Below are 11,978 nucleotides of genomic sequence, written 5' to 3'. Positions count from 1 at the left end.
AGTCACGAGGCAGTGGTGACGGTCGAGGAGGGCGCCATCATGGGCGGTGCGGGCAGTGCCGTGCTCGAAGCGCTGCAGGCTGCGGGCATCCAGCGCCCCGTGCTGCAACTGGGCCTGCCCGACCGCTTCATCGAGCACGGGGATCCCGCTCGCCTGCTGGCCGGTCTGGGGCTGGATGCCGCGGGCATCCGCAGCGCCATCGAGGCGCGCTTCGGCACTGCCTGAACCGCGCGCTGCGCGGGCGCGTTCCGGGCACCGCAAGGGGAAACCCCACGGGGCCGCCGGGTGCATCTTTTTAGAATCGGCCCTCTTCAGAGTCGACAACGCGGCCACCGGCCGCGTTCGTATTTCAGCTGTTCAACGGAGTCAAAGCTCATGGATCGTCGTTCCATCATCAAAAATGCCGGCCTCGCTGGTGTCCTGGCCGCCGGTGTGGCGCCAGCGGTGCACGCGCAGGCCGCGGTGCGCTGGCGCCTCGCATCGAGCTTCCCCCGCTCGCTCGACACCATCTTCGGCAGCGCCGAAATGCTGTCCAAGACGATCAAGGCCATGTCCGGCGGCAAGTTCGAGATCACCGTGCACCCCGCCGGTGAACTGATGCCCGCCTTCGGCGTCGTCGACGCCCTGCAGGGCGACAACATCGAGATGGCGCAGTCCGCCGCCTATTACTTCACCGGCAAGGACCCGGTGTTCGCCTTCAGCTGCGCCGTGCCCTTCGGCCTGACCGCGCGCCAGAACACCGCGTGGAAGGACTACGGCGGTGGCCGCAAGCTGCTCGACGACTTCTTCGCCAAGTACAACTTCAAGACCGCCAGCGCCGGCAATACCGGCACGCAGATGGGCGGCTGGTACCGCAAGGAGATCAAGACCGTCGAGGACCTCAAGGGTCTGAAGATGCGCATGGGCGGCGGCGTGTTCGGCGAAGCCATGCAGAAGCTCGGCGTGGTGCCGCAGAACATGCCGGCCGGCGACGTCTACCAGGCGCTCGAAAAGGGCACGCTGGACGCCGCCGAATTCGTCGGTCCCTACGACGATGCCAAGCTGGGCTTCAACAAGGTCGCACCCTACTACTACTACCCCGGCTGGTGGGAAGGCGGCGCCGATCTGGAGTTCTTCATCAACGTGAAGAAGTTCAATGCGCTGTCCGACGAGAACAAGGCGATCCTCAACGCCGCGATGGCCGTGGCCGCCACGGACATGACCGCCAAGTACGACGCCTACAACCCCATCGCGCTCAAGAAGCTGGTGGCCGAGAAGACCCAGCTCAAGGCGTTTCCCAAGGCCGTGATGGACGCGGGCTTCAAGTCGTCGATGGAGGTCTTCGCCGACCACGAAGCCAAGTCGCCCGAGTTCAAGGCCATCCACCAGAGCATGCGCGCCTTCCAGCGCGACCAGATCCTGTGGAACCGCTTCTCGGAGTACCCGTTCAACCAGTACATGAACGGCGTCAAGATCTGACGAAGCTGAGGGCGTCGAGCCTGCCGAATGGCGGGCTCGATCGCTCGATGCCCAGAAAGAAAAGCCGCGCAATGCGCGGCTTTTTCACGTCTGTCGTGGTGGCCAGCGGTGAGGCCGCCGAGGCCTGCGCCGACGTCGCGCAAGGCATGGCGTTCGGCACAAGCGCCCGCGTTGCATGCAGGCGCGCAGGCAACGCTAGTTGGACGGCTGTGCCCGCTTCAGCGCTTCTTCCATGGCCTTCACCGGATCGTCCGGCGTCGACGCGGGGGCGCCGGCATCGGGCGTGGCGGGCGCTGCCTCCGGTGCCGCGGGCGCCGGGTCGCCGCCTGGCGCGGGCGGCGTGCCACCATAGGGCTCTTCGCCGCTGCCGTAGCCCGCATCGGGCGACGCGTCGCCACCCTCGGGCTTCAGGCTCTCGCGCATCTGATCGCCGATGCTCTTGAGGTCGTAATTCTGGGCCTTGTCGAGGCTGCCCGTCACCAGACCCGGGAAGGAGATCATCACGCCGACCATCACCAGCTGGATCAGCACGAAGGGGATCGCCCCCTTGTAGATCTGCATGGTGGTAACAGGCTGCATCACCTTGCGGGTCACGCGGTCCACGTACGGTTTGTCCGGTGCCACCGAACGCAGGAAGAACAGTGCGAAGCCGAAGGGCGGGTGCATGAACGAGGTCTGCATGTTCATCGCCAGCAGCACGCCGAACCAGATCAGGTCGATGCCCAGCTTGTCGGCCACGGGCGCCAGCAGCGGCACCACGATGAAGGACAGCTCGAAGTAGTCCAGGAAGAAGGCGAGGAAGAAGATCAGCAGGTTCACCGCGACCAGGAAGCCCACCTGGCCGCCGGGCAGGCTGGCCAGCAGGTGCTCGACCCAGACCGGGCCATCCGCCGCCTGGAACACCAGGCTGAAGATGGTGGCGCCGATCAGGATGAACATCACGAAGCTGCCGAGCTTGGTGGTGGCGGCCAGTGCCTGCTTGAGCAGCTTCATGTCCAGGCGCCCGCGGGCCCAACCCATGATGAGCGCGCCGATGGCACCCATCGCGCCGCCTTCGGTTGGCGTCGCGATGCCCAGGAAGATCGTGCCCAGCACCAGGAAGATCAGCAGCAGCGGCGGGATGAGCACAAAGGTCACGCGCTCGGCCAGGCGGGACAGCAGCCCCAGCCGCAGGTACTTGTTGAGCAGGGCGATCAGCAGCGCGACGAAGGTGCCGCCGCACATGGCGACCACCACCTTCTCGTCGGTGGCGACCGAGGTGACGACCTGGCCGCTCCACCAGCTGTGCACGTCGGTCAGGTGTCGCGCGACGAGCACCGACACGACGAAGGAGATGACCATGAGCACCAGCAGCGACCGGTAGCCGCCGCTGCCGTCGGGCTCGCGGTAGATGCGGGCCTCGGGCGGCAGCGCCGGCACGCTGGCGGGCCGGAAGATGGCCAGGAAGGCAACGTAGATCACGTAGCAGCCCACCAGCATGAAGGCCGGCACGAAGGCGCCCTTGTACATATCGCCCACGCTCTTGCCGAGCTGGTCGGCCATGATGATCAGCACCAGCGAGGGCGGGATGATCTGGGCCAGCGTGCCCGATGCCGCGATCACGCCGCTGCTGAAGCGGCGGTCATAGCCGTAGCGCAGCATGATGGGCAGCGAGATCAGGCCCATCGAGATGACCGAGGCGGCCACCACGCCGGTGGTGGCGGCCAGCAGCGCGCCGACGAAGACCACGGCCAGCGCCAGGCCGCCGCGCATCGGCCCGAAGACCTGGCCGACGGTGTCGAGGAGGTCCTCGGCCATGCCGCTGCGCTCCAGGATCAGCCCCATCAAGGTGAAGAAGGGCACCGCCAGCAGCGTGTCGTTGGCCATGATGCCGATCAGGCGCTGCGGAAGCCAGGCCATCACCGAGGACTGGAACACGCCCAGCTCGATGCCGATGAGGCCGAAGGTCAGCCCGCAGGCGCCCAGGCTGAAGGCCACCGGAAATCCCAGCAGCAGGAAGCAGATGAGCCCCGCGAACATGATCGGGGCGAAGTTGGCGGTGATGAATTCCACGTGCGAGCTCCCGTCGGGTTCAGCGGGCCTGCGGCGCCGTGGCGGCCGCGTTGTCGATCTGGGCCTCGGCCTCGGTGCGCTGGCGCAGCACCTCGGCCAGCTCTTCCTCAGCGGTCTTCTCGCCGGGCTTGACCGTCGGGTCGGGGCCGTCGCCGGTGAGGAAGGCGATGCGCTTGATCAGCTCGGACCAACCCTGCAGCAGCAGCAGCGTGAAGCCGATCGGCAGCGCCAGCCACACCGGCCAGCGGATCAGCCCGCCGGGGTTGCCCGACATCTCGCCCGAGGCGAACTTCTGCATCGTCATGGGCACCGTGTAGTACAGCACCAGCAGGCACACGGGCGTGAGAAAGAGCGCGAAGCCGACGATGTCGATCCAGATCTGCGCCTTCTTGGGCAGGCGGCTGTTGAGCACATCGATGCGCACATGCTCGCGGTTGAGCAGCGTGAAGCCCGCGGCGACCAGGAAGGACCAGGCGAACAGGTACCACTGCACTTCGAGGAAGGCGTTGGAACTGGTGTTGAAGATGTAGCGCACCAGTGCGTTGAGTGCACTGATGGCTGTTGATGCCATGATCAGCCAGATCACGACCTTGCCCACCTGCGCATTGAGCCAGTCGATGGCGCGCGAGAGCCTCAGCAAGCCTTGCATGTCTACTCCATTTTTGAATTGGGCCTTTCAGATACGAAGACACCCGGCGCGCTGGCGTTGTGGGCCGCGAGCCGGGTGCGAAAGGCGGGCGGATTCTAAGGGCCCGAGCCACGCCGGCCATGAGGCGAACCCCCAGCCAGTGCGGGCCTGCCGCGGTGCCGGCCTGCGCGTGCCCGGCGACGGGCTGCGCGGTGTTCGGCGGAGCGGTTCCCGTCGTCCTGCGCTGTCCGGGCGTGCCCGGGATCAGCGCTCGGTCGGGCCTCGGCCGGCCATGGCACGGATGCGCTGCACCAGCTCGTCGACGGCGAAGGGCTTGGCGATCATGTCCATGCCCGGGGCGAGGAACTCCGACCGGATCGCGGCGCGCGCGGCATAGCCGGTCATGAACAGAACCCTCAGGCCGGGCCGCTGCTGGCGGCCGATCTCCGCCACCTGCCGGCCATTGAGGCCGGGCAGGCCCACATCGCTCACCAGCAGGTCGATGCGGCGGTTCGACTGCAGGATGGGCAGCGCCGAAGGGCCGTCGGCGGCCTCCAGCGTCTGAAAGCCCAGGTCGGTCAGCACCTCGCGCACCAGCAGTCGCACGCCGGGGTCGTCCTCCACCAGCAGTACGACCTCGCCCTCGGTCGCCAGCGGGCTGCCGGCATCGCCGGGGGCCGCTGGATGCTCCGCGGGGGGCTTGTCGGAGCAGGGAAGGTAGAGGTCCACACGCGTGCCCTGGTCCGGCACGCTGTCGATGCGCACATGCCCGCCCGACTGCTGCGCGAAGCCGTAGACCATCGACAGCCCCAGTCCGGTGCCCTGGCCAATGGGCTTGGTGGTGAAGAAGGGATCGAAGGCCTTGGCCAGCACGTCACGGGGCATGCCGCTGCCGGTGTCGGCCACGGTGATGCGGACGTAGTGGCCGGGAGGCAGCGGCTCCACCTCGCCGTCTTTCACCGCCAGATGCGCCGTGCCGATGCGCAGCAACCCGCCCGAAGGCATGGCGTCGCGCGCATTGATGGCCAGGTTGAGGATGGCGCTCTCCAGTTGGCTTTCGTCGCCGACCGCCAGGCAGGCTTGCGTGTCCAGGGCGACGTCCAGCCGCACATGCTCGCCCAGCGTGCGGCGCAGCATCTCTTCCATCGAGCGCACCAGATGGTTGACGTCCAGCGGCTTGGGGTCGAGCGACTGCCGGCGCGAGAAGGCGAGCAGCCGCTGTACCAGCGAGGCCGCGCGGCTGGCCGACTGCGTGGCGCTGTCCATGAAGCGCTCCAGCCCCTCGGTCTGGCCCTTGGCCACGCGCCGCCGCATGACCTCGATGGCGCCCGTGATGCCCTGGAGCATGTTGTTGAAGTCGTGCGCGATGCCGCCGGTGAGCTGGCCGATGGCCTCCATCTTCTGGCTGTGGCGCAGCCGCGCCTCGGACTCGCGCAGCGCCGTCACGTCACGGCCCACGGCGTGCAGGCAGGGGGCATCAGGGACCGCGGTCCAGGAAAGGGTGCGGTAGCTGCCATCCCGGTGGCGCATGCGGCCCTCATAGCGCAGGGTGGGAATGCCCAGCCCGAGGCGCTCGAACTCGCGTTCGGCAGCCGCGCGATCCTCCGGATGCGAGTAATCCAGCAGGTGCTCGCCCAGCAGTTCTTCCTCGCGCCAGCCGAGCACGGCATACCAGGCGGGATTCACATGCAGGATGCGCCCGCCCAGGTCGGCGATCACCATCACATCGGTGGTGAGCTGCCACAGCCGGTCGCGGTCTCGCGTGCGCTCCTCCACGCGCTGAACCAGGGTGGAGTTCATCGCCTCGAGCTGGGCCTGCGCGGCCTTCTGGTCCTCGATGTCGGTGGTGGTGCCGATCCAGCGCACACCGCCTTCACCGCCCTGCACGGGCTGCGCCCGCACCAGTTGCCAGCGCCAGCCGCCGTCGTGGCGGCGCAGGCGCAGTTCGGTGCTGTAGGGCATCATGGTCGTGCTGGCCTGCGTCCACGCGAGGCGCATCGTGGCGCGGTCCTCGGGATGCAGCGTGGACAGCCAGCCGTGGCCCAACAGTTCGTTCGGCGAGGCGCCGGTGTAGTCGAGCACCTGCTGGTTGACCCAGTCCAGCGCGCCATCGGGGCCAGCGGTCCACACCTGGTTGGGCACCGCCTGCGCCAGTGCGCGGAAGCGCGCTTCGCTCTCGCGCAGGGTGGCTTGAGCGAGATGCCGGACAGTCACGTCCTGTACCACGCCGCGCATGAGCAGCGGCGTGCCGGTGGCGTCGCGCACGATCTCCGCGCGGCGCCAGATCCAGCGCGGCCGGCCATCGTCGGCACGGCGGATGCGGTATTCCACTTCCAGCGGCGCGCTGCCATCGCTGCGGCTGCGGGTGTCGGACATGCCCTCGGATTCGCCCGGCAGCTTCAAGGCCTCCACCACGGACGACGGCACCGGCGTGGCATGGGCCGGCAGCCCGAAGGCGCGGTAGAAACCGGGCGATGCGGTGATCGTGTCGGCCGGAATGTCGAGCACGAACACGCCTACGCCGCCGGCCGCCTGGGCCAGTCGCCACTGCTCCTCCATCTCGCGCAGATGGGCCTCGCTGGCCGCGAGGCGGCGCGTGGCGTTCACCCGGGCGGTGGTCTCCTTGACGATGCACAGCACGCCGCAGACGCGACCGTCGTGCTCGCGCACGGGCGAATAGGAGATGTCGAAGAAGACGTCCTCCATCTGGCCGTGCCGGTTGATGCGGAAGGGGCGGTCCTGCGCGGCCACGGTTTCGCCGAAGTGCAGCACTCGATCGAGCAGGGGGCGCAGGTCGTCCCACAGCTCGCTCCAGTGCTCCTGCGCCGGCCGGCCGAAGGCGCTGGGATGCTTGTTGCCGATGGTGGGCGCGTAGGCGTCGTTGTAGAAGGCGATGTAGTCCTCGCCCCAGAACAGCACGACTTCGGCCTGCGACGGCAACATCATGTCGATGAGCATCCGCAGCGTCGGCGGCCATTGCTCGGGCGGCCCCAGGGGGCAGCGGTGAGCGGTCAGCGTGCGCGCCAGACCGGCGCACTCACCTTGAACGAAGGGCCAGTGGGTGGGGACGGATGCAGGGCGCATAGGTCGCTGAAGTGCGGCCGGATTATGGTGGCGCCCCTGCGGCGCCGCTGTCAGCGGATCACGCGTCGTGACTCGGCGTGGCGTTCTTGCTGCGCATCCGCTCGATCCAGGCGTTGAGGCTGAAGGGCAGGCCGGAGCCGGCTTCGCGGGCGATGCGGATGCGGCCGAGCGACAGGGTGCGCAGGTCCTCGCGCTCGGTGCCGCGCGCGACGATGACCTGACGATACAGGTCGAGTCGCTCCACCGTGATCACCCGGTCCGAGGCCTGGCCGTAGATGTCGGTGTACTGGATGCGCAGCGTCGGATGCGGGTTGTCGTACAGCGCGGCGTTGGCCTGCGGCTTGGGTGCCGCGGGCGCCGACGCCGGCGCGACCGCGCTTTCACGATGGCCGCCGGACTCCAGCGGCATGGCCAGCGTGCCGGATCGCGAGCGCGCCGCATCGATGCGGTGGTGGCGCTGGCGCCAGGCGCGCGACCCGTCCCAGAGACGCCAGGCGAGCGCCAGCAGGCCCATGATCACGGCCGATGCAAGCATCCAGTGTTCCCAGCGGCCGAAATCAAGCTGTTGCATGGCCGTCCTCCAAATCCTGTTTGCACCCGCACCGCCGCCCCTGTCGGAGCGGCTGCGGCCGCAGCGCCAAGGCTCGGCCGGGCCGGGTTTGCAAAAGATTCTAGAAACTAGAGATGGGTTCCCGCCAGTGATTCAGCGGGCTTCCGGGCACCGCGGCACGTTCTCGCATCAATGTCGGTGAAGGAAGGTAGGGCCGTTCATGGCTGGTAGCCCGAGGTCTTGACCACCGGCGCCCACTGGGCACGGAATGCCTTGACCATCGCATCGGTCTCCGCGCGGGTGCTCACCACCGGCAGCATCCGGGCGTCGGTGAACTTGCGCTGGGTGTCGGGCTCCTGCATCACGTCATGGATTTCGCGCGCCAGGCGGTCGACCTTCTCGCGCGGCATGGAGGCCGGGGCGAAGAAGGCGTTCCAGCCCAGCGCGGTGATGTCGAGGCCGGCTTCCTTGAAAGTCGGCACGTCGGGCGCGAAGGCCGAGCGCTTGGCGCCCGAGACCGCCAGGATGCGCACCTTGCCCGCCTCGTGCTGGGGCAGCAGCACGTCGAAGGTGTCGACGGCGATCGGGATCTGACCGCCGATGAGGTCGGTCATCACTGTCGAGGAGCCGCGGTAGCCCACGACCTCGGTCCTCACCTGCGCCTTCTGGCCGAGCATGAGCGCGAAGAAGTGCGGCAGGCTGCCGGTGGCCGGCACGCCCACGTTGGCCTTTTCGGGGTTGGCCTTCATCCAGGCCAGCAGGTGCGACAGCTGTTTGACCGGCACCGCGCTGCCCACCACCAGACCGAATTCGTAGTTGTTGACGTTGGAGATCGGCTGGAAGTCCCGCTCGGGGTCGTAGCCGTTGTCCTTGAAGACCAGGGGCGCGACCACCATGACCGCCGGGTTCGCCACCATGATCACGTTCTGGCCGGCCGGCGTGTTCTTGACCTGCTGGGCCGCCAGGCGCCCACCGGCGCCGGGTTTGTTGTCCACCACCACGGGCACGCCGAGCCTGGCGGCAAGGCGGTCTCCCACGATGCGGGCGACGCGGTCGGTGGCACCGCCGGGGGCATAGCCGACGACGATGCGCAAGGGGCCGTCGAGGGCCGGCTGGGCGCCAGCGGTGCCCGCGAGAGCGGCCAGGGCCAGGGCCGCGGCGAGGCGGTGAAAGGTTCTGCGGTGGCGCATGGGAGTCTCTCTTTGCTTTGGTTGGAGTGAGGCTCCGGCGACTGTAGGGCACCCGCTGGGGTCGTCAGGCGCCGTTGCCGGGTGGAAGACGCGGTGCTGCGACGACACGAGGGCCGCCGGGCATCACACGGCGCCCGGCTGCGCCATCGGGCGTGCGCCGATGTCCTCACCCGCCTGTTCGCGCGGCGCCCGCGACAGCTCGCCTTCCACCCGCATGCGCGGCAGAAACTGCGGGTACTCGCGCTGCATGAAGTCGATCACGCCCTCGCGCACCCGGCAGCGCAGGTCCCAGGCCAGGCCCGAACTGGCGGCGGTGCACAGGATGCGCAGCTGCATGGTGCGCTCGGTGGCATCGGTCACCACCAGGTTGAAGAAGCGGCCGTCCCATTCGGGCGCGGCCTTGACCACGCGCTCCACCTCGGCGCGCAGCGGCGCCAGCGGCATCCCATAGTCCACGAACAGGAACACCGAGCCCAGCAGCTGCGAGCTGTTGCGCGTCCAGTTCTGGAAGGGCTTCTCCATGAAGTAGTTGAGCGGAATGATCAGGCGGCGATCGTCCCAGATGCGCAGCACCACGTAGGTGCCGGTGATCTCTTCCACGCGCCCCCATTCGCCCTCGACGATGAGCACGTCGTCGATACGGATCGGCTGGGTCAGTGCGATCTGGATGCCCGCGATCAGGTTGCTGAACACCGGCTTGGCGGCCAGACCGCCGACGATCCCGATCACGCCCGCCGAGGCCAGCAGGCTGGCGCCGACCTGGCGCGCGCCCGGAAAGGTCATCAGCGCCATGGCCGCGCCGATGATCACCGCCACCACCATCGCCGTGCGCGAGAGCACGCGCGCCTGGGTCAGGATGCGCCGCGCCGCCATGTTGTCGGCCACGTCCACCGGATGGCGGGCGATGATGCCGTCCGCCAGTCCGCCGATCAGCCGCACGACCAGCCAGGTCAGCGACACGATCAGCAGCAGCCCGTTGAGGTGGCGGGTGTTGCCGATGAACTCCAGGTCATCCGGCGCGGCCTGCCAGACCGTCTGCAGGGCCAGCAACGGCAGCACGGCGCTGGCGGGCGCGCGGGCCGCCTGTACCACCATGTGGACCACCGGCAGTGGCCGCGTCACGCGCATGAGCACGGCGCGGCCCACGCGGAAGATGACAAGGGCGATGACCACCGCCACCACGGCGGCGATCAGGGTCTGGGTCCAGGGCAGGGCCAGGATGGCTTGCAGGTTCATTCGGCATCTCCATGCGGCAGCGCAGGCGGTGGGCCGGCGTGGGCCGGCGACCGCAGTCAGGCGCTGCGGGGTTGCTGAGAAGGGCTCGCCGGCAGCATGGCGGGGTCGCGCAGGATCTGCGCCACATCCGCCTTGATCTGCATGGCAATGCCCGCGGCGAGGTCGAGCCGGCGCAACAGCCAGGGGCTGATGTCCTGATCGAAGGGGTCCGGCAGGGGCACCGGCCCGGAGGACAGCGAGGTTGCCGGGGTGGTATCCGGCGCATCCGCCGGCTCCGCCCGCTCGGGTGCGCCGGCGGGACGAGGCCCGATCGCCTCGTCGATGCGCCGCGCGGCGCGCTCCAGGGGACCCTGGACCTGCGACGGATCCAGCCGGTCGTACCGCAGCACGAGCATGGACTTCACCGCCGACAGCTGCGCCAGCAGCTGGTAGCTGTGAGCCTGCAGGCGCTCCAGCGGTTCCAGCGGCGGCTGCACGGCACGTGGCTCAGACAGCGAGCGCTGCGTCGCCTGCACCAGCGCCGAGAGGGCATCGAAGGCCTCACGGCGCGCCAGCCGCCATTCCAGTTCAGGGGCTGTCTCCAGGGCATGCAGCTGGCCGAGCGACAGAGACAGCCGCGCATGCCGGGCCTGCGCCGCCACCGTCCGCCGCACCAGCGCCGGAATCTGCGTGCGCTCCCAGGATGGGAGCACATAGCAGAAAGCCCACGCCAGCGCGGCGCCGATCAGCGTGTCGGCGATACGCTCCCCGAGCGCGAAGGTGGGCGCGGCGCCGGCATACAGCTGGTGCGCCTGAACAAGCCCCAGCACCGTGGCGGCCACGGCAGTCAGGGTGTACTTGCGAACCGCGAAGCCGTGGGCGAAGGCCTGCGCGGCCGTCATGGCCAGCAGCAGCTCGACCGGGCCGGGATGGGTGGCCAGCAGTGCCACGGCGAACAGGCTGCCCACCAGCGTGCCGGCCACGCGCTGGTTGCGCCGCTCCAGCGTCTGCGCCAGGCTGCCGCGCAGCACCACCACGATGGTGAGCAGGATCCAGTAGTCGTGCGAGCCCCAGGGCATCAGCACGGCGATGACGTAGCCAGTGGCCAGTGCCAGCGCGGCGCGGATGGCATGGCGCAGCGGCGGCGCGTCCCAGCGCCAGAGCGCGAGGAAGGGCCGGATCGACCATTCGGTGGGACTGACGAAGACCTGCCAGTGGGCGCGGACCACGGCCAAGGCGGGTGCCTCGTCGCCGCGCGCCAGGCGGGCCAGGCGCACCGTCTCGTCGTTGAGATGGGCCAGGCGGTTGGCGAGGCCGCGGGCCAGTTGGCCGGGCGAGGGGCCGCCATAAGCCGTGGTCTCGTCGGCGTCCGCTGGAATGGCAGCCAGCGCCTGCCGACGGTCAGCGATGACCGCGGGCCGACGCATCTGCAGCAGGGCATCGGCCAGGGCTTCGACGTCGTCGGCCATGGCCTCCAGCACGCTGCGCATGGCCGCCAGTTGCGTGCCGTGCCGCGGATGGCTGCGCAGCGTCTCCAGGTCGAGTTCACTGGCCAGCAGGTGGTCGCGCATCTCCAGCACCGTCAGCAGCATGCCGGCCAGGCGCTGGCGGTAGGGCGTGCGGGGCGACTCGAAAACCAGATCGCGGGTGGACTGCAACTGGTCGGCCAGCGCCGCCTGCGCGCGGAGCATGGCGCCCAGCGCGGGCGCGTCGACCTCGCGCACGTCGCTGGATTCGTCCCTGGCGCGGAACTGCCGCGCCTGCGCCCGCATCAGCCCGGCCATCGACAGCAGCAGGTCGG

Annotated in this window: 9 protein-coding genes; 2 read left to right on the top strand and 7 right to left on the bottom strand. The window is 69.1% G+C overall.

Going from position 1 to position 11,978, the window contains the following annotated elements:
* Positions 1-225 (top strand): transketolase C-terminal domain-containing protein (locus tag QZ772_RS09270; protein ID WP_295525067.1); only part of this gene is annotated, 225 nt, incomplete at its 5' end.
* Between the two features lie 150 nt (positions 226-375).
* Positions 376-1,458 carry a TRAP transporter substrate-binding protein gene (gene dctP, locus QZ772_RS09265; RefSeq protein WP_295525064.1) on the top strand — a complete coding sequence of 361 codons (1,083 nt, stop codon included), beginning with the start codon at positions 376-378 and terminating at the stop codon, positions 1,456-1,458.
* A 195-nt stretch (positions 1,459-1,653) separates the two neighbouring features.
* On the opposite strand, the gene QZ772_RS09260 is transcribed toward dctP, so the two are convergent.
* The 7 genes from QZ772_RS09260 to QZ772_RS09230 all read right to left on the bottom strand — a co-directional run.
* On the bottom strand, positions 1,654-3,510 hold the full coding sequence (locus QZ772_RS09260; RefSeq protein ID WP_295525061.1) for a TRAP transporter large permease subunit: 1,857 nt from the start codon (positions 3,508-3,510) through the stop codon (positions 1,654-1,656).
* 19 nt (positions 3,511-3,529) lie between these two features.
* Positions 3,530-4,159: a TRAP transporter small permease subunit gene (locus QZ772_RS09255; RefSeq protein ID WP_295525058.1), complete on the bottom strand. Its 630-nt coding sequence runs from the start codon at positions 4,157-4,159 to the stop codon at positions 3,530-3,532.
* A 243-nt stretch (positions 4,160-4,402) separates the two neighbouring features.
* Positions 4,403-7,222, bottom strand: a complete 2,820-nt coding sequence (locus QZ772_RS09250; protein ID WP_295525055.1) for a PAS domain-containing sensor histidine kinase — start codon at positions 7,220-7,222, stop codon at positions 4,403-4,405.
* Between the two features lie 58 nt (positions 7,223-7,280).
* The gene (locus tag QZ772_RS09245) at positions 7,281-7,793 is read right to left on the bottom strand and encodes a hypothetical protein (protein WP_295525052.1); all 513 of its coding nucleotides are present in this window, start codon (positions 7,791-7,793) and stop codon (positions 7,281-7,283) included.
* 197 nt (positions 7,794-7,990) lie between these two features.
* A complete protein-coding gene (locus QZ772_RS09240; protein WP_295525050.1) occupies positions 7,991-8,962 on the bottom strand; it encodes a Bug family tripartite tricarboxylate transporter substrate binding protein in 972 nt (323 codons plus the stop codon).
* Between the two features lie 123 nt (positions 8,963-9,085).
* A complete protein-coding gene (locus tag QZ772_RS09235; RefSeq protein ID WP_295525047.1) occupies positions 9,086-10,198 on the bottom strand; it encodes a mechanosensitive ion channel domain-containing protein in 1,113 nt (370 codons plus the stop codon).
* Positions 10,199-10,254: 56 nt separating this feature from the next.
* Positions 10,255-11,978 (bottom strand): FUSC family protein (locus QZ772_RS09230; protein WP_295525045.1); only part of this gene is annotated, 1,724 nt, incomplete at its 5' end.

It is taken from the genome of uncultured Pseudacidovorax sp., assembly GCF_913773995.1.
Taxonomy (GTDB): domain Bacteria; phylum Pseudomonadota; class Gammaproteobacteria; order Burkholderiales; family Burkholderiaceae_C; genus Xenophilus.
The sequence above is the reverse complement of the archived record's forward strand: the minus strand, read 5'-3'. Positions and strand labels throughout refer to the sequence as shown.